The sequence below is a fragment of the Saccharopolyspora sp. NFXS83 genome, assembly GCF_026241095.1.
GTDB lineage: Bacteria > Actinomycetota > Actinomycetes > Mycobacteriales > Pseudonocardiaceae > Saccharopolyspora_C.
In genome coordinates this window covers 51,174-74,294 of the sequence record NZ_JAPFGB010000020.1, presented here as the reverse complement: position 1 = coordinate 74,294, position 23,121 = coordinate 51,174, and the positions used below count along the sequence as shown (strand labels likewise).

Genomic DNA, 23,121 nt, shown 5'->3' with positions numbered 1-23,121 from the left:
CATCCGGAACGCCCGGGCTCGGGTGGGGGGAGCCCCGAATCGCCGGGCACCCCGGACCCCGTGGCCCCCGGCGCTGGAGAATCCGCCGGCGCACCCGCCGGCCAGGGGGAGAAGGTGGAACCACCGCGCCGCACCCGCACCAGAGCGGGTCGACCGACCGGCCCGGCCGCCAAGGCCCCGGCGGCCGAACCGGCTCCGTCGCCCGCCGACTCCTACGCGGCGCATCGCCGCCGCAGCGCCCACCCGAAGTTCGCCGAGTTCGCCTCCGAGCTGTCCTTCGAGCTCGACGCGTTCCAGCGCACCTCCTGCCAGGCGCTCGAATCCGGCCACGGCGTGCTGGTGTGCGCGCCGACCGGTGCGGGCAAGACCGTGGTCGGCGAGTTCGCGGTGCACCTCGCGCTGGCGGAGGGGCGCCGCTGCTTCTACACCACGCCGATCAAGGCGCTGTCCAACCAGAAGTTCGCCGACCTCTGTGAGCGCTACGGCGAGGACGCCGTCGGCCTGCTCACCGGCGACACCTCCATCAACGGGGACGCGCAGGTGGTCGTGATGACCACCGAGGTGCTGCGCAACATGCTCTACGCGGGCTCGCGCGGCATCGACCAGCTCGGCTACGTCGTGATGGACGAGGTGCACTACCTCGCCGACCGGTTCCGCGGCGCGGTGTGGGAGGAAGTGATCCTGCACCTGCCGCAGCACGTCCAGCTGGCCAGCCTGTCGGCCACCGTCAGCAACGCCGAGGAGTTCGGCGAGTGGCTGGTGGAGGTGCGCGGCGACACCACCGTCGTCGTCGACGAGCACCGCCCGGTGCCGCTCTGGCAGCACATGCAGGTCGGGTCGCGGATGTTCGACCTGTTCGGCGGGGAGACCTCCGACCGCGAGCTCAAGCTCAACCCGCAGCTGCTGCGCCACACCCAGGAACTCGCCAGGGTGCACTCCCCGTACGGCCGGGGCCGGGGCGGTCCCGGCGGGGGCAGGCGCAAGGGGCCTCGTCCGCCGCGGTTCTTCGCGCCGTCGCGGGTGGAGATCCTCGACAGCCTGAACTCGGCAGGTCTGCTGCCCGCGATCGTGTTCATCTTCAGCCGCGCCGGGTGCGACGCGGCGGTCAACCAGTGCATGCGCGCCGGACTGCGGCTGACCAGTGAGAACGACGTGGACGAGATCCGCGAGGTGATCGAGGAGCACACCAGCTCGCTACCGGAGGCGGACCTGACGGTGCTCGGCTACTGGGAGTGGCGCGACGCGCTGGAGCGCGGCGTGGCCGCGCACCACGCCGGACTGCTGCCGGCGTTCAAGGAGACCGTGGAGGAGCTGTTCGTCCGCGGCCTGGTCAAGGCCGTGTTCGCCACCGAGACCTTGGCGCTGGGCATCAACATGCCCGCCCGCACCGTGGTGCTGGAGCGGCTGGTCAAGTTCAACGGCGAATCGCACGTCGACCTCACGCCCGGCGAGTACACCCAGCTCACCGGTCGTGCGGGCCGCCGGGGCATCGACGTCGAGGGCCACGCCGTCGTGGTGTGGCAGCCGGGCATGGACCCCAAGCAGGTCGCCGGGCTCGCCTCCACCCGCACCTATCCGCTGCGCTCCTCGTTCCGGCCCGGCTACAACATGGCCGTGAACCTGGTGCACCGGGTGGGCCGGGACGCCGCGCGGGACCTGCTGGAGCAGTCGTTCGCGCAGTTCCAGGCCGACCGGTCGGTGGTCGGCATGTCGCGGCGGGTGGACCGCAACGCCGACGCCCTCGAGGGCTACACCGAGTCGATGACCTGCCACCTGGGCGACTTCGGCGAGTACTTCGCGCTGCGCCGCCGCATCTCCGAGCGGGAGAAGGTGCTGGCCAGGCAGAACCGGGCGTCCAAGCGGGCGGAGGCGGCGAAGTCGCTGGAGAAGCTGCGCAAGGGCGACGTGATCCAGGTCCCGGCCGGACGGCGCTCCGGGCTGGCCGTGGTCATCGACCCCGGCTTGGAACCGATGGGGGAGCCGCGCCCGCTGGTCGTCACCGAGGACCGCTGGTCGGGCCGGTTGTCGGTCGCCGACTTCACCTCGCCGGTGGAGGCGCTGGGCCGGATGCGGCTGCCCAAGCACGTCGACACCCGGTCGCCGAAGTCGCGCCGCGACCTGGCCTCCGGGCTGCGCGAGACGGGCATCTCGGTGAAGGGCGGGCGGAGCCGGAACCGGTCGGACTCCGGTGACGACGCCGAGCTGGCGAGCCTGCGCCGAGCGTTGAAGGCGCACCCCTGCCACGGCTGCGACGAGCGCGAGAAGCACGCTCGCTGGGCGGAGCGCCACGAGCGGCTGCGTTCGGAGACCGAGCACTTGCGGCGCAAGGTCGCCACCACCACGCATTCGCTGGCGCGCGGGTTCGACCGGATCATCGCGCTGCTCTCCGAACGCGAGTACGTGGTGGCCGACGACCCGGAGCAGCCGGTGACCGAGCACGGCAGGCGGCTGTCCCGGCTCTACAGCGAGTCGGACCTGCTGGCCGCGGAGTGCTTGCGCGCCGGCATCTGGGAGTCGCTGGAACCGGCGGAGCTGGCGGCCGTGGTGTCCTCGCTGGTCTACGAGTCCCGCCGGGAGAGCCCGGTGCAGCCGCCGGTGCCCTCCGGTCCGGTCGCCGAGGTGCTGGGCGCGACCTGGCAGGTGTGGGGCGAGCTGGAAGAGGACGAGCGCAGGCACAAGCTGGACCGCACCCGCGAACCGGACGCCGGGTTCGCCTGGCCCGTCTACCGGTGGGTGCGCGGCGAGTCGCTGGAGCGGGTGCTCACCGCCGCCGAATCCACCGGGCACGAGCTCTCCGCCGGTGACTTCGTGCGCTGGTGCCGCCAAGTGGTGGACCTGCTGGACCAGATCCACGTCGTCACCGGGAAGTCCGATCCGGTGGGATCGGCCGCGGCGAAGGCCGTCACGGCGATCCGCCGGGGCGTCGTCGCGGCGGGCGCCATGTGACCACCTCGCGCTGATCGGAACGACTCCGGAGATGTCACCACGATCCGGTGGGGAACTGCGGACGACTCGCGCGATCTCGCGAGGAATCGCAGTCGCCCGCTTCGGGGGTGACCCCGGTACCTCGGTGCTCACCTGGTCGAACTCGGGATTGCCGGTCGAGTTCGGCTAGGTGGGGGCCTCCGATTTCTCGCGACGGTGCGCGGTCGCTGTTGGTGGCGGGGTGGTGCGGGGGCGGGAGCGAGGCACCCGGTGGTGTCAGGGGGTGGTGGCTGGCTGTGATTGGATTCATCGGCGGGGTGCGCCGGGGGTCGCGCGCCGCGCCGGAACGTTCAGCTTTCCCCGGAGGTACCAGATGACCGGCCCCTACGGCCCGTCTCCGCAGCGAGGTCGGCCACCGCACGGGCACCAGGGCGGCCATCCCGGCCCGCCGGTGGGGCAGCAGCCCCGTCCCGGAGCGCCCGCACCCGGGCAGCCGGGCCGTCCGATGCGGCCCCCGCACCCCGGAGGCCCCGGCGGCGCGCCGCCGCAGTCGCCGCCCCGGCCAGCGGAGTCGACGCACCCGAGCCTGCCGCCGATCGTCGTCGGCCCGCCCGGCCGCGGCTCCCAGCCGCCGCCTCCGCCACCGCGCCGGAAGTCCAAGGCACCGTGGGTGTTCGGCGGCGTGATCCTGGTGGTGGTCGCCGGTTCGCTCGCCGTGGTGGGCTTCGTGCACCCGGGTGTGCTGGTGCGCGACCAGCTCGACGCGAACAGCGTGCAGCACGGCGTGCGCCAGACCTTGGAGGGCTCCTACCACCTCGGCACCGTCGAATCCGTGACCTGCCCGAAGGGCCAGCTGGTCGTCGCCGGACGCAGCTTCGACTGCCAGGTGACGTTGCAGGGCGGCAAGAAGCCCGTGTCGGTGACGGTCCGGGACGAGTCCGGCACCTACGAGGTCGGATACCCGAGGTAGCCGGGAATTCGCTCGACGTGCGGCTCGTGCCTTCGGCAGGATGCGAGGTGTGAGCGAAGTCGACGTGCGGCCGTTGGCCGAATCCGAGTACCGCCAGGCGAACGACCTGTTCCTCGCGTCGTTGCACGTGCCGGAACGCAGCAGCGAGGAGCGCTGGCGCCGGTCGGTGACCCGGTACGAACCGGGGCGGGTGTTCGGCGCGTACCTGGACGGGGAGCTCAGCGGCACCGCGATGTCGCTGTCGTCCTCCCTGGAGGTGCCCGGCGGCGCGGTGCTGCCGGCGGCGGCCGTGACCGGTGTCGGCGTGCGCGCCGACCGCACCCGGCGCGGCCTGCTGCGGGAGCTGATGGGCGCGCAGCTCGCGGACACCCGGCGGCGCGGTGAGCCGGTGGCGATGCTGCACGCTTCCGAGACCCGCATCTACCCCCGGTTCGGCTACGGCCTCGCCACCCGCGCGCACCGCGTCTCGGTGTCCCGGTTGCTCAGCGGGCTGCGGGACGACGCGCCCGCCGGTGGGCAGGTGCGGCTGGTGGACGGGCCGACGGCGGAGAAGCTGCTCCCGGAGCTGTACGCGCGGATCAGCACCGGCAGGCCCGGCCTGATCGGTCGCAGCGAAGGCTGGTGGAGCACCCGGTTGTTCGGCACCGTCGAGAACGGCGGCGCGCAGCGGATCGCCGTGCACTCCGACGAGTCCGGCACCGATGACGGGTTCGTGCTGTTCGAACCGGCGAAGACCGATTACCAGTTCGGCGACGGATCGGTCGCGCTGCACGTCGGCGAGCTGCACGCGGCGGACGCCGTCGCCACCGCGTCGCTCTGGCGCTTCCTGCTGAACCTGGACCTGGTCACGACGGTCAGCGCGATCGACCGCCCGCTCGACGAGGCGCTGCCGTGGTGGCTCGCCGACCGGCGCGGCTACGCCGTGGACCGGCTCGACGACGACCTGTGGGTGCGGCTCGTCGACGTGCCCACCGCGTTGGCCGCGCGTTCCTACGGCGCCGCGGAACCCGTGGTGCTCGAGGTGCGGGACGCGGTGCTGCCGGAGAACGCGGGCACCTACCGGATCGGCCCGGACGGCGCCGCGCCCGTGGACGACCGGCCGCAGCTGACGCTGGACGTGGACGTGCTGGGCTCGCTGTACCTGGGCGACGTCGCGGTGACCACGCTCGTCGACGCGAACCGCGTCGAGGTGCACGACCCGGCGGCCACGGCCGAGGCCGACCGCCTGTTAGCCACCACCCGCCCACCCTGGTGCGGCACGGGTTTCTGAGACCTCACCAACGTGCGCGCGCCGGAGCATCGGTTCCTGTCAGCGGTGAAGCCCCCCGCGGCGAGGCCGTGCTCGTACGCGCGAAGCGCATGGCCGACGCCGAGAACTCGCCCACCCGAGCACGAAGAGATCGTCAGAGCGAGGCGATCAGACGGTCGAGCGGGCCGCCGAGCCCCCACTGCGCGCCGAGCTCCGCGAGGCGTTCCGGGTCGGCGGGCTTGGCGGGTGTCGTGTCGGGCCGGTCCACCACGACGGGCGCGTCGCGCACGACCTGGACCACCGCGGGCGCGGCGGCCAGGTAGTCGGCGGCTTCGGCGAGCTTCCCGCGCACGCGAGGCGTGAGCCGCCGGTCGCCCTGCCCGGCCGCCGCCAGCAGCGCGTCCAGGGAGCCGAACTCGGTGATCAGCTTCGCCGCGGTCTTCTCCCCGATGCCCGCCACGCCGGGCAGCCCGTCAGAGGGGTCGCCGCGCAGGATCGCCATCTCGGCGTAGGCGTCGCCCGCGCGGGCCGCGTCCAGCGCGTAGCGCTCCGCCAGCTCGGCCGGACCGAAGTCCTGCGCTTTCGCCAGCCCGGCGCCGACGTAGCGCACCCGCACCGGCGTCGGTCCGGTGCGCACCAGCTGGAACAGGTCGCGGTCGCCGGTGACGACTTCCACGGGGTCGGCCCGTTCCCGGTCGGCGAGCACGCCGATGACGTCGTCGGCCTCGTAGCCCTCGGCTTCGGCGGTGGCCACGCCCAGCGCGTCCAGCACGTCCAGGATGATCGGGATCTGCGGGCTCAGCGTGTCCGGCACTTCCTCGGCGTCCGGGTCCTCCTCGGCGACGCGGTGCGCCTTGTAGGAGGGCAGCGCGTCGACCCGGAACTGCGGGCGCCAGTCGTTGTCCAAGCACGCCACCAGGCGCGTCGGCCGCCGTTCGCCGACGAGCTTCGCCAGCATGTCGCAGAACCCGCGCACCGAGTTCACCGGCGTTCCGTCCGGGGCCGTCAACGAGTCGGGCAGCGCGTAGTACGAGCGGAACCACAACCCGGCGGAGTCGATCAGCATCACAGAACCCGTCACGCGGACCACTCTGTCACGCCCCGCCGACACCGCACCGCAGGCCGGGCGCGGACGCGAGCTGTCAGATCACTGTCACTACGCCGCCCGAGCGGCCTCATACAGTCGGATCAGCGCACGGCACCGTCCGGATCGAGGTGCGGCGCGGAGGTTTCCCGGTCCGCCGGACCGGGACGGGAACGGGCCGTCGTCGAACCCCCGACAGGCGGCGGGCCGCTCCGGCTGGGCGCATTGTCCTCCCCGGACGCCACGACTCGGCCGGAGGCACGGAAGCAGGCCGGGCAGGACATCCTCCTGCCCGGCCTGTTCCGTCCGGGGTGATCTTCGCCGGAGGCGCGGCACCGCCGCGCGACTCGCGGTGACTCCATTCTTTAGGCTAGGTGGCCATGGCCACTGACTCGCTCAAGCAGGACCCCGCGGTGTTCTCCGCCCGACTGAGCCGCGCCGCGGCGACGGCGGCGACCGCGGACCTGGACGCCCTGCTGATCACCCCCGGTTCGGATCTGCGGTACCTGCTCGGTGCCCGCGGTGAGTCGTTCGAGCGGTTGAGCACCCTGGTGCTGCCCGCGACGGGCAACGGCGCCGCTCCGGTGCTGGTGCTGCCGAAGCTGGAGGCGCCCGGCTACGCCGACGTGCCCGCCGACGAGCTCGGCATCGAAATCGTGACCTGGGTCGACGGGGAGGATCCGCACGCGCTGGTCGCGGACCTGCTGCGCCGCGGTGGCGCGCCGTCGCGGCTGGGCGTCGCCGACGTGATGCCCGCGATGCACACCTTGCCGCTGCGCGCGGCGACGGGCGCGGAGCAGGTGCTGGCCGGGTCGGTGCTGCGCGAGCTGCGGATGCGCAAGGACGCGGCGGAGATCGAAGCGCTGCGCACGGCGGGAGCGGCGATCGACCGGGTGCACGCCCGGATGGCCGAGTTCCTCCGAGCCGGGCGCACCGAGGCGCAGGTCGGCGCGGACATCGCCGCCGCGATCGTCGAGGAGGGCCACACCGAGGCCGACTTCGTCATCGTCGGCTCGGCCGCCAACGGTGCCAGCCCGCACCACGCGCTGTCGGACCGGGTGATCGGGGCCGGGGACGTGGTGGTCGTGGACATCGGCGGGCCGATCCCGTCGGGCTACAACTCCGACTGCACCCGCACCTACGCGGTGGGGGATCCGTCGCAGCCCGACGTGCGGGAGACCTACGCGGTGCTGCAGGCGGCGCAGGACGCGGCGGTGCGCGCGGTGCGCCCCGGAGCGACGGCCGAGTCGATCGACGCCGCCGCGCGGGAACCCATCGTGGCGGCCGGGTTCGGTGAGCGGTTCATCCACCGCACCGGGCACGGCATCGGCCTCGACGTGCACGAGGAGCCGTACATCGTCGGGGGGAGCAGCCTGGAATTGGAGGCGGGCATGGCGTTCAGCATCGAACCCGGCATCTACCAGCCCGGACGCTGGGGCGCCCGGATCGAGGACATCGTGATCGTCACCGACGACGGTGTGCTCAGCGTGAACTCGCAGCCGCACGACTTGGTGGTGCTGCCGGCGTGAACGACCGGAATTCGGGCGAACTGGAAGCGACGGACCGCGCGATCCTGCGCGAGCTGGCGCACGACGGCCGGTGCAGCTTCACCGACCTGGCCGAGCGCGTCGGCCTGAGCGTGTCCGCGGTGCACCAGCGGGTTCGGCGGCTGGAGCAGCGCGGCGCGCTGCAGGGCTACGTGGCCAAAGTGGACGGTGATCAGATCGGGTTGCCGCTGACGGCGTTCATCTCGCTGACGCCGATCGACCCGGCGGCACCGGACGACTACCCGCAGCGCCTGGAGCACCTGTCGGAGATCGAGTCGTGCTACTCGGTGGCCGGCGACGAGTCCTACATCCTGCAGGTCCGGGTCGCTTCGCCGCTGGGACTGGAGGAGTTGCTGCGCCAGATCCGGGAGGCGGCGAAGGTCTCCACCCGGACCACGGTGGTGCTGTCCACTCCGTACGAGCACCGGCCGCCGCAGATCTAGCCGGGACGCGATGACGTGGCGGTGCCGATTCGTCGGCGCCGCCACGTTCTGCTCTGCACCGCCGGTGCTCGTCGAGTCCGGTTCGTCCCGCGGCGGGAGGAACTCCGATGCCGGCCGACGTCGATCGGGTGCTCTGGTGCCGGAACCACGCGGTGCCCGTGACGTCGTGATTTCCCCGGTGAACACGGCATTGCCATTGCGCGTGGCGCGGAAGAAGCCTGTTCCGGACGCCGGTGAAACTCTCATTTAGCGTGAAAGTTTGCAATGCCAGTCGAAGATATCCCGTGGCGTGAGAAAAATTCGAAATGTTGGGGGGATTTGCAAAGATCTTACTTTGTGGACACTCGGCAGATCGCCTGTGAACTGCGAAAACACCCGCTGTGATCGGCAGGGGCTTGCGGTCGTCGCGTTCGCCGGTTTTGAATGACCGCCCGGCGTGCTCGATGACCGGGGGCCCGGAACTCGACCAGTTCCCTTGCGGCATCATCGTGGCTCCCGCGTGTGATCGGCGTGGTTCGGCGCGCTATCGGCGCGAGCGGGGAACGCGACATCGAAAACCTGAGTGGGTGGCATGAGATTCACGGAGATCGCGGATTACGGCGTCCGGCCCGGCACGGCGGCGCGGTGGAGCGTGTCCCCCGCCGGCGGAGCGGAACCCCGGTTCGACGAACGCCCGCCGTCGCACCTGCAGCAAGCCCACGTGCGGTGCAGGTCCGAGCCGGGAGTGGTGCACGACCCGAGCTGGCTCGCGATCTGCTTCGACCTGGACGGCCCGCTCGACGAGCACGCCTGGCGCACCGCGCTGCTGCAGTGGGTGGACCGGCACGAGACGTTGCGCAGCGGTCTGCGGCCTGCCTCGGACGGGGTGCGGCGCTACACCTGGAGCACCGGCAGGTTATCCGTCTCGGGCGACGAACTGGGCGCCTACGAGGATTCCGAGGCGCTCTCCGACGCGCTGCGCGAGCTGTTCAACGACAACACCGACCCCACGTCCTGGCCCTCCTACGTGTTCGCCACGGTCTCGCGGGCCGACTCGTGCACCGCCTGCCTGGCCTTCGACCACGGCAACGTCGACGGGTACTCGATCCTGCTGGTGGCCCACGAGGTCCAGGAGCTCTACGCCGCCGCCCGCGACCAGCGGCCCGCCGGCCTCGCGGAGGTCGGCAGCTACGTGGACTTCTGCGCGCGGGAACGGGAGTACAGCGACGGATTCGAGCGCACCGACGAGCCCGTCGCGCGCTGGGCCGAGTTCCTCGCCGACTGCGGCGGTGAGCTGCCCCGCTTCCCCCTGCCGCTGGCCGCGGAACCGGGCGCGGCGCCCGCTCCCCGGGTCAGCCAGCACGGCCTGTGCGAATGGCTCGTGGACGCCGACGGCGCCGCGGCGTTCGAGAAGGCCTGCCGGCGCAACGGCGGGAGCGCGTTCTCCGGAGTGCTCTGCGCGCTGGCGCTCGCCGCCGCGAGACCCGGAGCAGGGCTCGGCGATGCGGAGACGTTCCGGACGTTGCTGCTGATGCACACCCGTTCTGCCCGGCAGTGGGCGAGATCGCTGGGCTGGTTCGTCGGCCTGGCCCCGGTGGAACTGGCGATGCCGGTGGGTCTCGGGGCGCCGGACGGCGTCGACGTGCTGGATCTGCTGCCCAGCGCGGGAGCGGCGCTGCGACGGGCGAAACCGCTCTCTACGGTCCCGGTTCCGAAGGTGGCGGAGCTGCTCGACGCCGAGCTGGTGCCGCGCTTCGTCGTGTCCTACATGGACTTGCGCGCGAGTCCCGGAGCGCAGCGCTGGAACGAGTGGAACGCCAGGGCGCTGCACGCGCCGGCCAGTTCCACCGACGAGGTCTACATCTGGGTCAACCGCAGCAACGACGGCATCTACGTGACGAGCCGATTCCCCGGAACGCACCGCGCGGACGCGGCGGTGCGCGACTACGTCGACCGGATCCGCCGGGCGGTGTGCGCCGCGGCGGCGACCGCGGACCCGGATTTCGCCGCCACCGTCGCGCCACTGTGGACGGAGAGGTCGTTCGAAGATCAGGTAGGGTCCGGCGTTCGAACTCCGGTCGGTGCGGGAACGCGGCGTGCCGGCCTCGAGCACGACCCCGTGGCGAAGGGATCCCGTTCATGAGGATGAACGCACTCCGCGAGTACGAGCCCGTCCCCGGCACGCTCGTCGAATGGCGACCCATCGAGTCCACAATGGACTCGATGGGTGTCGCGCGGGAGCACCCCGCTCCGCCGTCGTCCTTCCAGGAGAACCACATCCGCCGCTCGCTGGCCAACGATGCGGCCGGGGCGGTGCACTCCCCGTGGCTGTCCACGGTGTTCGACCTGCCCGGCAGGCTCGACGCCGAGGCGATGGCCGTGGCCTGGCAGCAGTGGGTGCGCAGGCACGGCACGCTGCTGACCTGGTTCGAGGACACCGGCGACGAGCTGCGCCGCTGCGCGCTCGACACCGACGACGTCGAGTTCGTCCCGGTGGAGGTCGGCGACTACGACACCGGAGCGCAGATCCGGGAGCACCTGCTGCACCGGTTCGACACCGCCACCAGCGCCCTTCGGTGGCCGCCGTTCGTGCTCGGCGCGGTGCTGCGCGAGGAATCCTCCACGGTGTTCTTCGCCGTGGACCACGCGCACACCGACGGATATTCGATCTTCCTCGTGTTCGACGAGCTGCGCCGGCTCTACGAGCAGCAGATCGGCGGCGAACCCGCGGCGCTGCCGGAGGTCGGAGACCACGCGGTGTTCGCCGCGCGGGAGCGAGGACTCGCCATCGAGCCGGAGGCGCAGGCCGCCGCCGTGCAGACCTGGAGCGACTTCTGGCTCAGCGGCGGCGAACGGCCGCCATCGTTCCCGCTGCCGCTGGGGCTCGACGACGACGAACCTCGCGGCAAGCTGCTGATGGAGCGGGAGCTGTTCGACGCCGACCAGGCGAACGCGTTCGGCAAGCGCTGCCGGGAGCACCGCGGCGGCTTCGCGGCAGGGATCTTCGCGGCGCTCGCGATCGCCGCGTCGGAACTGGCCGGCACGGAGTCGTTCCGGACGCTGACGCCGGTGCAGACCCGCGACGAACGGCAGTGGGCGGCGGCGCAGGGCTGGTTCATCAACCTGGTCCCGCTGCACTTCGCGCTCACCGGCCTCGGCACGTTCGGCGAGGTGCTCACCGCGGCGGAGCAGGCCTTCGCTCGCGCTCGCGCCATCGCGGACGTGCCGGTGGTGAAGCTGGTGGAGCTGCTGGGTTCGCAGCTGAAGCTGCAGGAGGACGCGCGCACGGTGCTGCCCATCGTGTCGTTCATCGACCTGCGCCGGATCCGCGGCGGCGAGCTGTGGGAGCAGGCGGACGCGCAGGTGCTCAGCGGGCCGGGCGAGGGCTTCGACGTGCCGATGTGGATCAACCGGCTGCGCGGCCTCACGTACCTCAAGGCCAGCTACCCCGACACCGCGGTCGCGGCGGAGAACGTCGCCCGCTACCTGGACCGCACGATGGCGGTGCTGCACCGAGTCATCGCCGACGGTGACCACGAGTTCCGGTCCGCGGTGCCCGCCGCCGTCCTCGCGGAGTGATGACCGGTGCGAGTCACGACGATCAGCGCGTTCGACCCCCCGCCCGGCGACGTCGTGGAGTGGACCGCGGAACCCGCGCCGGGCCACGAGTTCGCGCCCAGTGACGTACCGCCGTCGCTGAACCAGTCCTTCCACCTGAGCGCGCTCGGCGACGACGGGACGCCGCCCCCGTGGCTGGCCTGCACCTTCGAGCTGCCGGGGGAGCTGGACACCGACGCGCTGGAAGCGGCCTTCGGGCAGTGGGTCCGCAGGCACGCCGGGCTGCTGAGCCGGTTCACCGAGCAGGACGGCGAGTTCCGCCGCGCGCTGCTGCCCGCCGACGGGGTGGTGCTGCGGCGGCGGGAGTCGGGTGCGTTCACGGGCTCGGCCGCGGTCCGGGAGCACCTGTCGAGGCGGTTCGACGAGCAGTGCCACCCGCTGCGGTGGCCGCCGTTCCTGCTGGGAGCGGTCCGCCACGAGGGGGGCAGCACGGTGTTCGGCGCGTTCGACCACTCCTGCGTGGACGCGCACTCGATGGCCGTGGCCGCGCACGAACTGCAGGTGCTGTACTTCGCCGCCGCAGCGGGGACGCCCCCTTCGCTGGCGGAGGTGGGCGGCTTCGTCGACTACTGCGCGCAGGAGCACGAGGCCGTGGCCGCCGAGGACCTGGCGGCCCCGGGGCGGCCGGACACCGCGGAGTGGGACGCGCCCGGCCCCGACGGCCTGCCCGTCCCGCCGCCGCTGCCGAGCGGCGAGCACCCGGCGGTGACGTACTGGCGGGATTTCCTGCGCGACTGCGGGGGAACGACGCCGTCGTTCCCGCTGGAGCTCGGCGTCGAACCGGGGCGTCCGGTCCGGCAGCGCTCGATGACCGCGCGGCTGCTGGACGCCGAGACCGCCGACGCCTTCGACGTGACGTGCCGGGACGGTTCGGGCAGCGCGTTCACCGGAGTGCTGGCCGCCGCGGGCCTCGCGTTGCGCGAACTGGGCGCCGGTGACCGGATCAGCCTGCTGATCCCGTTGCACACCAGGCACGAACCGCGCTGGCGGCACGCCGTCGGGTGGTTCACGACGAACGCCCCCGTCACGTTCAACGTGGTGGACGGGCGGTTCGCCGACACCCACACGCACGCGAAGGTGGGTTTCCGGGAGGCGCTGGGCACCCTCGGCGTGCCGCTGCCGAACATCCTGGCCGCGGTCGCCGACGAATACCGCCCGGTGCGCAAGGACATCTTCATGATGTCCTACGTGGACTACCGGGCGATGCCGGTCTCGCTGGAGTTCCCCGAGTCGCGCCCCCGCCACATCAGCAGCGAGACCGACGCCGACGACGTCCAGCTGTGGGTGTCGCGCACGTCGGACGGCCTGTTCCTGCGCACCCGCCACCCCGGCGTGGCCGCGGCGGAATCGGCGGTCCGCGCGTTCCACGACCGCTTCAGCACGGCTCTGACGGCGGCCTCCGAACCTCGCGCCCTCGCCACCCACCGCTGATTCCGCGAACCGCACAGCCGGTTCGGCCGATCGGCCGGGCGGGACACTCGACGGTCACGGCAGGTTGATCAGCACGATCCCCGCGAGGACGACCGCACCGGCCAGCGTCCGGCCGCGCCCGAGGGATTCGCGGAAGAAGATCGCCCCGATCAGCGCGCCGAAGATGATGCTGGTCTCGCGGAGGGCGGCGATGGGCGCGAGCGCTCCTCGGGTCTGCGCCCACAGCACGATCCCGTAGGCGATCAGAGACAACGTCCCCCCGGCCAGTCCTTGGACCGGCGTGGCGCGGAGCTGGGAGGGCAGCGCCCGGCCGCGCACGGCCAGCGCCAGCAGCGCGACCGCGACCCCCTGCAGCAAGAACATCCACGCCGCGTAGGTGAGCACGTCGGTCCGGTGAACTCCGACTCCATCGATGACCGTGTAGGTCGCGATCATCAGGCCGGTGCCGAACGCCGCGACGAGCGCCGGGAGCTGCCGCTTGGTCGGACGTCCGCCGATGAAGACCAAGCCGGTCAGGCCCGCCGAGATCACCAGCACACCGGCCAGCTCCCACCCGGAGACCCCTTGCTGGAGCACGGCGTACGACAGCACCGTGACCACCCAGGGCGCCGTGCCCCGGGCGAGCGGGTAGACCTGGCTGAACTGGCCGAGCCGGTAGCTGAGCATCAGCGCGACCTGGTAGACCACGTGCACACCCGCCGAGGCGAGGATCAGCGGCCACGCCGCCGCCGGGGGCGGCCCGGTGAAGACCACGGCGACCCCGCAGATCGCGGTGTAGCTCAACGCGATCAAGGTGAATCCGGCCAGTCGATCGCTCATGCCGTGCGCGATCGCGTTCCACGCCGCGTGCAGCAGCGCGGCCCCGAGCACGGCCACCACGACATCGGCCCCGATCCCGACGGCCATCCGAAGCTCCCCGCACGCGTCCACCACCGAAGTCCGGCGCCGACCGGAGTCTTCCCCACGCGCCGCACCGCTGGCGCCCCTGCTGACGACCGAATCGCTCGGCTCCGGCCCGGAGGAGTTCGCTTGACCGAGCAAGCGCTGGCAGGGGTATGCAGCGAGGGCAGGGATCGGCGCAGCGAGCGGTGGTTCTCCCGTGCCGGGAGCGGAGGCGGGATCATGGTGGGCGGACTGTGCGACGAGCGGGGTAGGTGGCATGGAGTACGCGGAATACCGTCGGCACGACGGCGCGGGGCTGGCCGAGCTGATCGGTGCTGGCGAAGTCTCGGCGGGTGAGGTGCTGGACGTGGCGCTGGCGCGGGCCGAGCAGGTGAACCCGCGGCTCAACGCGATCACGCAGCGGCTCGACGACCGCGCGCGCGAGCGCGTCCGGGACACCCCGGCGGGGCCGCTGGGTGGAGTTCCGTTCCTGCTCAAGGATCTGAACCAGGAGATCGACGGGCTGCCGACCAGCGGTGGATCGCGGTCGCTGCGGGGGTTCGCCGCGACCGAGACCGCCGAGGTGGTGCGGCGCTGGGAGGCCGCGGGGCTGGTGGTGTTCGGGCGCACGAACACTCCGGAGTTCGGCGCGAAGCCGGTCACCGAGCCGGTCGCGTTCGGCCCGGCCCGCAACCCCTGGGCGCTGGAGCGCACGCCGGGCGGCTCGTCCGGCGGTGCCGCGGCGGCGGTGGCCGCCGGGATCGTGCCGCTGGCGGCGGCCAGCGACGGCGGCGGTTCGATCCGCATCCCGGCGGCCTGCTGCGGGGTGTTCGGGCTCAAGGCCGGACGTGGGCTGGTTCCCGCCGGGCCGCTGCGCGCGGAAGGTTTCCACGGCGCGGCGGTGGACGGTGTCGTGTCGCGATCCGTGCGCGACAGCGCGGTCGCGCTGGACGCGCTGGTCGGCCCCGACCCGATGGCCCCGTACGCGTCAGCCGCACCGGAACGTCCGTTCGCCGAGGAGGTTCGGCGCGAGCCGGGCAAATTGCGCATCGGCTTCAGCGCGGCCTCCGCGCTCGGCGACCCGGACCCGGCGGCGGTGGCCGCGATGCACTCCGCCGCGGAGTTGCTCACCGAGCTGGGCCACGAGGTCGAGGAAGTCCCGTCACCGGTGGACCTGGGCTCGCTCACCGTGGACTTCCTCCAGGCCTGGTCGGTGAAGCTGGCCCACGCGCTCGGCGAAGCGGAGCAGCTCACCGGTGCCCGTCCGAGCGAGTTCGAACTGGACACCCGCCTGCTGGCGGCGGTCGGGCGCAGCATCAGCGGCCCGGACTACGTGTCCGTGCTGGAGTCCTGGCACGGGCACGCCGCGCGGCTGGCGGAGTTCCACCGCCACCACGACCTGCTGCTGACCCCGAGCCTGGCGGGGCCTCCGGTGCGCGTCGGCGAACTCGCCACCCCGGCTCCGCTGCACGTCCTGGGCCGGATCGTGCTGGCCGCGCGGGCAGGCGGGCTGCTGCGCCGCACCGGCGTCGTCGACCGCATCGCGCGCTCCAACATGCGCCACGTCCCGTACACGCAGCTGGCGAACATCACGGGACGCCCGGCGATGTCGGTGCCGCTGCACCGCACCGCGGACGGCTTGCCGCTCGGCGTCCAGTTCGTCGCGCCGCTCACCGGTGAGGGCACGCTGTTCCGCCTCGCCGCCCAGCTGGAACAGGCCGCACCGTGGGCCCACCACGAGCCGACCGCGCTCGCCGGGGACTGACTCCCGCGTCCCCTTCCGCCGGATTCGCGTGGTGGGTCGGGTAGCGGGACCCGCTTGCGGGATCGAACGCGCGGAACCCCGGTGCCGTGGAGGCGACCGGGGTTCCGCGCGTGATCAGCCAGGTCAGGCGAGCTGGGCGTCCAGGGTGATGGTGGTTCCGGTCAGCGCGGCCGAGACCGGGCAGGTCTCCTTGGCCTGCTGCGCGGCCTGCTGGAAGGTGTCGGCGTCGGCGTCGGCGCCGGCGACGGTGGCGCGCACGGTCAGCGCGATGCCGGTGATGGCGAAGCCGTCGCCGGACTTGCCGAGGGTGACCTCCGCGCTGGTGTCGATCCGCTCTGGCGTGTGCCCGAGGCCGCCGAGCAGCGCGGACAGCTGCATGCTGTAGCAGGACGAGTGGGCGGCGGCGATGAGCTCCTCCGGGCTGGTCTGCCCGGCCGGGTCCTCCGCGCGGGTCGCGAACGACACGGGGAACTGCCCCGCGTTCGAGGAATCCAGGGTGACGATGCCGGAGCCGGATCCCAGATCGCCGGTCCAGCTCGTCGTCGCGTTGCGGTCGGCCATGACATCTCCTCGTGTCGGGGTTCGTCCGGTGCGCCGCCGGTGCTCGATCGGCGCACCCGTGGGCGAGAACGATCCGACCTTCGCAGAGCTTCCTGGATCACGCCGTGCGGAATCCCCCCGGTGAGCGCACCGAGCATCCGGTGGTTCCGCTCCGAATTCCGCGCAGGGGGCCGCACTCGTGCAAGCCGGTCGCCGCCGCGACCGAGGTTCACCTCACGAGGGAGGCGGGATCAAGGCTCGATCGTGTCGGTGAGGCTGTGCACCAGCAGGGGGAGGGTGCGCATCACGTGCTCGCGGACGGCGAGTTCGGGGTCCTCGGCGCCGGAGAGGATCGCCTCCTGCATGGCCGAGTCGAACTGGTCCACCAGCAACCGCGTCATGTCCAGCGTGTCGATCAGGAAGCGCACGCCCACCGACTGGACCGCGGTGTCGACCATCGCGGCGAGTTCGCGCAGGAACGACTGCGAGGCGGCGAGGAACCGCGGCGCCACCTCGGGATCGCGCAGCGCGAGCAGGCGGAACTCGCTCTGCATCAGGCACCACTGGCGGTTGTCGGGCTGGAACGACAGGACGTCGGCGATCACGCCCTCGATGAGGTGCGGGGCCGGTTTGCCCGCGGTGCCGCCGAGCGGGGCCACCAGCCCGGCGAAGTGCTCGCGCAGCGTCTCCAACCGGACCCGGTTCTCCCGTTCGGTGAGGGCGAAGAACAACTCCTCCTTGCTGCCGAAGTTGGAGTAGAACGCGCCGCGGGTGAACCCGGCGTCGTCGGTGATCGCCTCGACGGGGGTGCCGTTGATGCCGTGCTCGCTGAACTGCCGGTAGGCGGCGTCCATCAGCCGTTCTCGGGTCTTGGTGCGCCGTGCGGTCTCGCGGGCGCCGGTCTCCGGCCGTTCCGCGCTCCGGTGCGCGAGCTTGTTCGCGTTCACCACGAACCTTCCTTCCTGCGGTCCTGTACCAGCGGCTTTCCCGCTGCGCGCGGCCCGCGTGGAACCGCCCCACCTTATCGGATACGCTCATGTATCGGATACAGCGTTGTATCCACTTCCCCCTTTCTGGTGACCCGCCGTCCGGCGAGAACCTTCCCGGCGACAGGAGTGTGGCGTGTCCTCGTTCCTCTACTCACTAGGGCGCAGGGCGTACGCGGCCCGCAAGACCGTCCTCGCGATCTGGCTGCTAGTGCTGGTCGTCACCGGCGGCGCGGCCGGTCTGCTGTTCAAGGGAATGGACAACAACGTCACGATTCCCGGCACCGAGGCGCAGAACGCGCTGGACCGGCTCTCGGTGACCTTCCCGCAGACCAGCGGTGCCTCCGCGCAGATCATCGTGGTCGCGCCGGACGGCGTGCGCGCCCCCGAGGTGCAGCGCGAGGTCGAGCGCGCGGTCGACGAGCTCGAGGGCATGGACGAGGCCGCGTCCATCGTCTCGCCGTACAACGAGGACCTCGGCGGCAGCATCAGCGAGGACGGCGAAGCCGGTCTGATCATGGTTCAGCTCGAGGGCCAGACCATGGAGGTCGGCGAGCCGACCAAGGACCACATCGCCGGGATCGCGGCCGACCTCGAACAGCGGTTGCCGGAAGGTTCCCAGGCCTCGCACGGCGGTCCGCTGTTCGCGCAGAGCTTCCCCGGCCTCAGCTTCGTCGAAGCCCTCGGCCTGGTGATCGCGATCGTGGTCCTGATGATCACGCTCGGTTCGTTCCTCGCCGCCGGGATGCCGCTGCTGAACGCGCTGCTGGGCGTGGGCGTGTCCACGTTCCTGATCCTGATCGCCACCGTGCTCGGGCCGGTCACCGCGACCACCCCGCTGCTGTCGCTGATGCTCGGCCTCGCCGTGGGCATCGACTACGCGCTGTTCATCGTGTCCCGCCACCAGCAGGAACTCGCGGGCGGCGTGTCCGCGCACGAGGCGGCGGCGCGCGCCACCGCCACCGCGGGCTCGGCGGTGATCTTCGCCGGGCTGACCGTGATGATCGCTCTCGGCGGGCTCGGCGTCGCGGGCATCCCGTTCCTGACCACCATGGGCGTGGCCGGGGCGGTCGCCGTCGGCATCGCCGTGCTGGTGTCGCTGACGCTGATCCCCGCGCTGCTCGGGTTCGCCGGTGAGCGGCTCACGCCCAAGGCGCCCAAGCGGGGCAAGCGCGCCCGCGCGAGCTCGGGCAAACCCCCGGTGGGCGACCGGTTCTTCGCGGGCTGGGTGCGCGCGGCGACCCGGTTCCCGATCGTCACCGTCCTGGTCGTGGTGGGCGTGCTCGGCATCGCGACGGTGCCGGCCGCGGGCCTGCGGCTCGCGCTGCCCGACGCCGGCGCGCTGGCCAAGGAGGACCCGGCCCGCGTCACCTACGACCTCACCGCCGAGCACTTCCCGAAGGGCTTCAACGGTCCGCTGATCGTCACCGGGGACATCGTCACCAGCGAGGACCCGCTCGGGCTGATGGCCGACCTCAAGGCCGAGATCGAGCGGCTGCCCGGCGTGGCCGACGTGCCGATGGCGACGCCGAACCCGACCGCCGACACCGGCATCGTGCAGGTCATCCCCGAGGGCGCTCCGGACTCCGAGCAGACCAAGAACCTGGTGGAGGAGATCCGCTCGCTGCGCGGGCACTTCCTCGACACCTACGGCATCAACATCTCCGTCACCGGCTTCACCGCCATCGGCATCGACGTCTCCGACCAGCTCGGCGCGGCGCTGCTGCCGTTCGGCATCGTCGTCGTCGGCCTGTCGCTGGTGCTGCTGACCATGGTGTTCCGCTCCATCGCGGTGCCGATCAAGGCGACGCTCGGCTACCTGCTGAGCATCGGCGCCTCCTTCGGCATCGTGACGCTGGTCTTCCAGGACGGGTGGATGGCCGAGCTGCTCAACGTGCCGCGCACCGGCCCGGTGATCAGCTTCATGCCGATCGTGCTGATGGGCATCCTGTTCGGCCTCGCCATGGACTACGAGGTCTTCCTGGTGTCCCGGATGCGCGAGGAGTACGTGCACACCAAGAACGCCCAGGCCGCGATCCACACCGGCTTCGTGTCCTCCGGCAAGGTCGTCACCGCCGCCGCGGTGATCATGTTCGCGGTGTTCGCCGCGTTCGTGCCCGACGGCGACGCGAACCTGAAGCCCATCGCGATGGGCCTCGCGGTCGGCGTGTTCGTCGACGCGTTCATCGTCCGCATGACGCTGGTGCCCGCGGTGCTGGCGCTGCTCGGGGACAAGGCGTGGTGGATGCCGCGCAAGCTCGACCGCGTGCTGCCCGCCTTCGACGTCGAAGGTGAGAACCTGCGCGAGGAGATCGCGCTGGCCGACTGGCCGCGGCCCGGTGCCGACGACGCGGTCGCCTGCGAAGGCCTGCGCCTCGACGACCCGGCCACCGGCGCGCCGGTCTACCAGGACGTCGGATTCCTGGTGCCGCGCGGTGGCGTGCACGTGGTGCGCGGCCGGTACGAGTCGGCGATCACGGCGGTGCTGCTGACGTTGTCCGGCAGGCTGCAGGCCGAGCAGGGCAGGCTGAAGGTCCTCGGGTACGTGCTGCCCGCGCGGGCCTCGACCGTCCGGGCCAAGGTCTCCTACGTCGACGCGGGTGACGGCGGTGCCGACGCGGTGCGCGCGGCGCTGCGGGAGAACCCCGAGGTCCTGGTGCTCGACCGGACCGACCGGATCTCCGATCCGGGGCAGCGGCTGGCGATCCGCGAGCTGCTCACCGGCAGCAGGCCCACCGTCATCGCGGGCAGCACCGGCCTGTCCGACGCGCGCGACGTCCTGCCCGCGACAGGTGGCGCCACCCTCACCGAACTGCGCGATGACTCCGCCGCGATGCCCGGTGTCCTCTCCGGCGCGATCCGCTAGAAAGCAGAGGTAATCTGACGATGGCGAAAAGCCGCTTGCTCTTACCGCTGGCCGGCCTGCTGCTGGTGCCGCTGGTGATCGCCGGTCTGCTGACCTGGTCGATGGGCAATCCCGAGGACCGGTTGAAGGACACCAAGGCCGCGGTCGTCAACAACGACGAACCGATCGAGGTCAACGGCCAGCTCACCCCGCTGGGGCGCCAGCTGTCGGCGAAACTCGTCGGCGGCGAGATCGAGAGCAACTACAGCTGGGAGTTCGCCACCCCGCAGACCGCCGCCGAGGGCCTCGAAGACGGCGACTACGCGGCGGTCGTGACGATCCCGGAGAACTTCTCGAAGGCCGCCACCTCCTTCTCCGGCGATCCCGCCGAGGCGAAGAAGGCGACGATCGACGTGAGCACCGGTGGCCGCAGCAAGCTCGCCGACGAGGCGATCAGCCGAGTGGTGACCACCACGGCGGCGAACCTGCTGGGCCGGCAGCTCACCACGACCTACCTGGACAACGTCTTCGTCGGGTTCAACACGCTGGGCGACAAGCTCGGCGAGGCCTCAGACGGCGCCACCTCGCTTGCCGACGGCGCCCGCCAGCTCGCGGGCGGCACCGACGAGCTCGCCGGCGGTGCCGACCAGCTCGCCGACGGGTCGCGGGCGCTGGCCGACGGCATCGGCGCGCTGGAGGACGGCGCGCTGCAGCTCAAGACCGGGATGGCGGGCCTGTCCGACGGCATCGGGCAGCTGCAGGAGAAGACCGCGCAGCTCCCGCAGCAGACCGCGATGCTCGCCGACGTGTCCGCGAAGGAGGCCGAGGGCGTGCAGCAGCTCTCCGGCGGCCTGCAGGGCATGTCGGAGAGCCTCGGCGAGATGACCAAGGAATGCCCGCCGGGCACCCTGCCGATCTGCACCAAGATCGCCATCCAGGCGGCGACCGCGCAGGCCCTCAGCGACGGCGCCGGGCAGGTGCAGCAGGCCAGCACCGGTGTCTCCGGTGGTCTCGCCGCGCTCGCCGGTCAGACCCCCGAGTCGGGTGGCGGGCTGCCCGCGCTCGCCGGTGGCATCGATCAGCTCGCCGACGGCTCCAAGCAGCTCGACGGCGGTGTCGGCCAGCTGGCCGACGGCATCTCGCAGACCGGCGGTGGCGCGGGCCAGCTCGCCGACGGCGCCGATCAGCTGGCGGGCGGCGTGCGCCAGCTCTCCGACGGAGCCCACCAGCTCGGCGACGGCTCGGGCGAGCTCGCGGGCGGGCTGGACCAGGCAGTGGAGCAGCTGCCCAGCTACCCGGACGGTGACCGGGACAAGCTAGCGAAGGCCGTGGCGAACCCGGTGACCACCGCGGAAGGGACCAGCCTCGGTTTCGGTTCCTCCGGGGCGGCCCTGTTCGCGGTGCTGGCCCTGTGGGTCGGCGCGATCGCCACGTTCCTGGTGCTGCGCGCGGTGCCGCGCCGGGCGCTGGAGTCGACGCGCTCGTCGTTCGCGCTGGCGCTGCGCCAGCTGCGGCTGCCCGCCGTGATCGGGCTGGCGCAGGGGCTGCTGGTGGCCGTGGTCGTCGGCGCCTCGCAGGACCTCTCGGTCGGCCAGTGGTTCGGCTGCGCCGGGCTGGCGATGCTGGCGGCGGTCGCGTTCACGGCCGTCAACCAGGCGCTCGCCGGTGCGCTCGGCGGCTTCGGTCGGTTCCTCGCGATGCTGGTCGCGCTGCTGCTGCTGGCCACCGGGTTCATCACCGCGGTGCCCGCGGTGCTCGGCGAGCTCTTGGCGGCGACCCCCGCGGGCCCGGCGCAGGACGCGCTGCGCGCGGTGACCGACGGCGTCGCTCCGGGCGGTGGAGCGGTGGCCCTGCTGGTGATCTGGGGGCTGGCCGGGGTGGTGTTCAGCTACCTGGCGATCGAGCGGACCCGCACGGTCCGAGCCACCCAGCTGTCGCCGCTGACGTCCGGATTCACCCGGCGCGGTCCAGGACTGGCGTGATCGGAACCGGGGCGGGGTCCGTCGCCGCCGCCCCGGTATCCACTGTGGACTGATCGTGCGATGTGGCCCTGCCCGGCCGAATTCTCCGCCGGGCAGGGCCTTTCGGCGAGTGACATCGAGGCGGATGCGGGCTAGGTTCGGGGTCGTGACTGCGACCATCCCTTCGTCCGACGGTGACATCTCGGGCCACTTGGCGGTGCCCTACCCCTCGATCTCGGGCGAGCCCCCCTGGCCCGGCGTGGTCGTGGTGCACGACGCGTTCGGCATGACCGAGGACAGCAAGGCGATCACCGACCGGTTCGCCGCCGCCGGATTCCTCGCGGTGGCGCCCGACCTCTACGCGCGCGGCGGCTTCGCCCGCTGCGTCCGCACGGTGTTCGGCCAGCTCAGCAAGGGCGGCGGCCAAGCGTTCGACGACATCGAAGCGGCCCGGCGGCTGCTGGCCGAACGCGAGGACTGCACCGGCGCGGTCGGCGTCGTCGGCTTCTGCATGGGAGGCGGCTTCGCGCTGCTGGCCGCCCCGCGCGGATTCCAGGCGTCCGCGCCGTACTACGGCCAGGTGCCCGCCGACAAAGCGGTGCTCGACGGCGCGTGCCCGGTCGTCGCGAGCTTCGGCGCGAAGGACGCCACGCTCAAGGGCGCCGCCGCGCAGCTGGAGTCGCACCTGACCGAACTGGGAGTGCCGCACGACGTCAAGGAATACCCGGACGCGGGGCACAGCTTCGCGAACCACCTCAAGGTCGGCCCGTTCAAGCCGCTGCTGCGGGTGGCGGGCTTCGGCCACCACGAGGAATCCGCAGAAGACGCCTGGCGGCGAGTGACGACGTTCTTCGCCGAACACCTGCGGTGATCCGGGGCCGTTCGGAGTGGCCTGC

16 protein-coding genes are annotated in these 23,121 nt (G+C 72.2%); 12 read left to right on the top strand and 4 right to left on the bottom strand.

The window, feature by feature from the left end:
- Nucleotides 1-114 precede the first annotated feature (114 nt).
- The 3 genes from OOZ19_RS21205 (at nucleotide 115) to OOZ19_RS21195 (ending at nucleotide 5,165) form a co-directional block, all read left to right on the top strand.
- Nucleotides 115-2,946, top strand: a complete 2,832-nt coding sequence (locus OOZ19_RS21205; RefSeq protein WP_266091891.1) for a DEAD/DEAH box helicase — start codon at nucleotides 115-117, stop codon at nucleotides 2,944-2,946.
- A gap of 352 nt (nucleotides 2,947-3,298) precedes the next feature.
- Complete coding sequence (locus OOZ19_RS21200) at nucleotides 3,299-3,895, top strand: DUF4333 domain-containing protein (RefSeq protein WP_266091890.1); 597 nt, start codon at nucleotides 3,299-3,301, stop codon at nucleotides 3,893-3,895.
- A gap of 49 nt (nucleotides 3,896-3,944) precedes the next feature.
- Nucleotides 3,945-5,165, top strand: coding sequence for a GNAT family N-acetyltransferase (locus OOZ19_RS21195; protein ID WP_266091889.1), 1,221 nt, complete (start codon nucleotides 3,945-3,947; stop codon nucleotides 5,163-5,165).
- A 133-nt stretch (nucleotides 5,166-5,298) separates the two neighbouring features.
- Here the strand turns inward: OOZ19_RS21195 and OOZ19_RS21190 are convergent, their stop codons facing one another.
- A complete protein-coding gene (locus OOZ19_RS21190; RefSeq protein WP_266091942.1) occupies nucleotides 5,299-6,210 on the bottom strand; it encodes a 5'-3' exonuclease in 912 nt (303 codons plus the stop codon).
- A 398-nt stretch (nucleotides 6,211-6,608) separates the two neighbouring features.
- On the opposite strand from OOZ19_RS21190, the gene OOZ19_RS21185 reads away from it, so the two are divergent.
- The 5 genes from OOZ19_RS21185 to OOZ19_RS21165 all read left to right on the top strand — a co-directional run bounded on the left by OOZ19_RS21185 (nucleotide 6,609) and on the right by OOZ19_RS21165 (nucleotide 13,246).
- Entirely contained in the window at nucleotides 6,609-7,757 is a 1,149-nt protein-coding gene (locus tag OOZ19_RS21185; RefSeq protein WP_266091888.1) for a M24 family metallopeptidase, read from the top strand.
- Nucleotides 7,754-8,218 (top strand): Lrp/AsnC family transcriptional regulator, encoded by a 465-nt coding sequence (locus tag OOZ19_RS21180; protein WP_416309476.1) that lies wholly within the window; start codon nucleotides 7,754-7,756, stop codon nucleotides 8,216-8,218. The genes OOZ19_RS21185 and OOZ19_RS21180 overlap by 4 nt, the downstream gene beginning before the upstream one ends.
- A 571-nt stretch (nucleotides 8,219-8,789) precedes the next feature.
- Nucleotides 8,790-10,340, top strand: a complete 1,551-nt coding sequence (locus OOZ19_RS21175) for a condensation domain-containing protein (RefSeq protein WP_266091887.1) — start codon at nucleotides 8,790-8,792, stop codon at nucleotides 10,338-10,340.
- Nucleotides 10,337-11,776 (top strand): condensation domain-containing protein, encoded by a 1,440-nt coding sequence (locus tag OOZ19_RS21170; RefSeq protein WP_266091886.1) that lies wholly within the window; start codon nucleotides 10,337-10,339, stop codon nucleotides 11,774-11,776. The genes OOZ19_RS21175 and OOZ19_RS21170 overlap by 4 nt, the downstream gene beginning before the upstream one ends.
- Nucleotides 11,777-11,782: 6 nt before the next feature.
- Complete coding sequence (locus tag OOZ19_RS21165) at nucleotides 11,783-13,246, top strand: condensation domain-containing protein (protein ID WP_266091885.1); 1,464 nt, start codon at nucleotides 11,783-11,785, stop codon at nucleotides 13,244-13,246.
- A 54-nt stretch (nucleotides 13,247-13,300) separates the two neighbouring features.
- Here the strand turns inward: OOZ19_RS21165 and OOZ19_RS21160 are convergent, their stop codons facing one another.
- Nucleotides 13,301-14,152, bottom strand: coding sequence for an EamA family transporter (locus tag OOZ19_RS21160; RefSeq protein WP_266091884.1), 852 nt, complete (start codon nucleotides 14,150-14,152; stop codon nucleotides 13,301-13,303).
- A gap of 253 nt (nucleotides 14,153-14,405) precedes the next feature.
- On the opposite strand from OOZ19_RS21160, the gene OOZ19_RS21155 reads away from it, so the two are divergent.
- Entirely contained in the window at nucleotides 14,406-15,893 is a 1,488-nt protein-coding gene (locus tag OOZ19_RS21155) for an amidase (protein ID WP_266091883.1), read from the top strand.
- Nucleotides 15,894-16,016: 123 nt separating this feature from the next.
- Here OOZ19_RS21155 and OOZ19_RS21150 read toward each other — a convergent pair whose 3' ends face one another.
- Nucleotides 16,017-16,454 carry an OsmC family protein gene (locus OOZ19_RS21150; RefSeq protein ID WP_266091882.1) on the bottom strand — a complete coding sequence of 146 codons (438 nt, stop codon included), beginning with the start codon at nucleotides 16,452-16,454 and terminating at the stop codon, nucleotides 16,017-16,019.
- A 230-nt stretch (nucleotides 16,455-16,684) separates the two neighbouring features.
- Nucleotides 16,685-17,380, bottom strand: a complete 696-nt coding sequence (locus OOZ19_RS21145) for a TetR/AcrR family transcriptional regulator (RefSeq protein WP_266091881.1) — start codon at nucleotides 17,378-17,380, stop codon at nucleotides 16,685-16,687.
- Between the two features lie 175 nt (nucleotides 17,381-17,555).
- Here OOZ19_RS21145 and OOZ19_RS21140 point away from each other — a divergent pair, with 175 nt between their 5' ends.
- From OOZ19_RS21140 to OOZ19_RS21130, 3 genes are all read left to right on the top strand, one after another.
- Nucleotides 17,556-20,285, top strand: a complete 2,730-nt coding sequence (locus OOZ19_RS21140) for an MMPL family transporter (RefSeq protein WP_266091880.1) — start codon at nucleotides 17,556-17,558, stop codon at nucleotides 20,283-20,285.
- 20 nt (nucleotides 20,286-20,305) lie between these two features.
- Nucleotides 20,306-22,246: a YhgE/Pip domain-containing protein gene (locus tag OOZ19_RS21135; RefSeq protein ID WP_266091879.1), complete on the top strand. Its 1,941-nt coding sequence runs from the start codon at nucleotides 20,306-20,308 to the stop codon at nucleotides 22,244-22,246.
- 145 nt (nucleotides 22,247-22,391) lie between these two features.
- Nucleotides 22,392-23,096 (top strand): dienelactone hydrolase family protein, encoded by a 705-nt coding sequence (locus OOZ19_RS21130; RefSeq protein WP_266091878.1) that lies wholly within the window; start codon nucleotides 22,392-22,394, stop codon nucleotides 23,094-23,096.
- The last annotated feature ends 25 nt before the right edge of the window (nucleotides 23,097-23,121 follow it).

Coding starts and splice junctions, on each gene's coding strand:
- OOZ19_RS21190 (WP_266091942.1), bottom strand. CDS start 6,210: ATGCTGATCGACTCCGCCGGGTTGTGGTTCCGCTCGTACTACGCGCTG.
- OOZ19_RS21155 (WP_266091883.1), top strand. CDS start 14,406: ATGGAGTACGCGGAATACCGTCGGCACGACGGCGCGGGGCTGGCCGAG.
- OOZ19_RS21185 (WP_266091888.1), top strand. CDS start 6,609: ATGGCCACTGACTCGCTCAAGCAGGACCCCGCGGTGTTCTCCGCCCGA.
- OOZ19_RS21135 (WP_266091879.1), top strand. CDS start 20,306: ATGGCGAAAAGCCGCTTGCTCTTACCGCTGGCCGGCCTGCTGCTGGTG.
- OOZ19_RS21170 (WP_266091886.1), top strand. CDS start 10,337: ATGAGGATGAACGCACTCCGCGAGTACGAGCCCGTCCCCGGCACGCTC.
- OOZ19_RS21160 (WP_266091884.1), bottom strand. CDS start 14,152: ATGGCCGTCGGGATCGGGGCCGATGTCGTGGTGGCCGTGCTCGGGGCC.
- OOZ19_RS21200 (WP_266091890.1), top strand. CDS start 3,299: ATGACCGGCCCCTACGGCCCGTCTCCGCAGCGAGGTCGGCCACCGCAC.
- OOZ19_RS21175 (WP_266091887.1), top strand. CDS start 8,790: ATGAGATTCACGGAGATCGCGGATTACGGCGTCCGGCCCGGCACGGCG.
- OOZ19_RS21150 (WP_266091882.1), bottom strand. CDS start 16,454: ATGGCCGACCGCAACGCGACGACGAGCTGGACCGGCGATCTGGGATCC.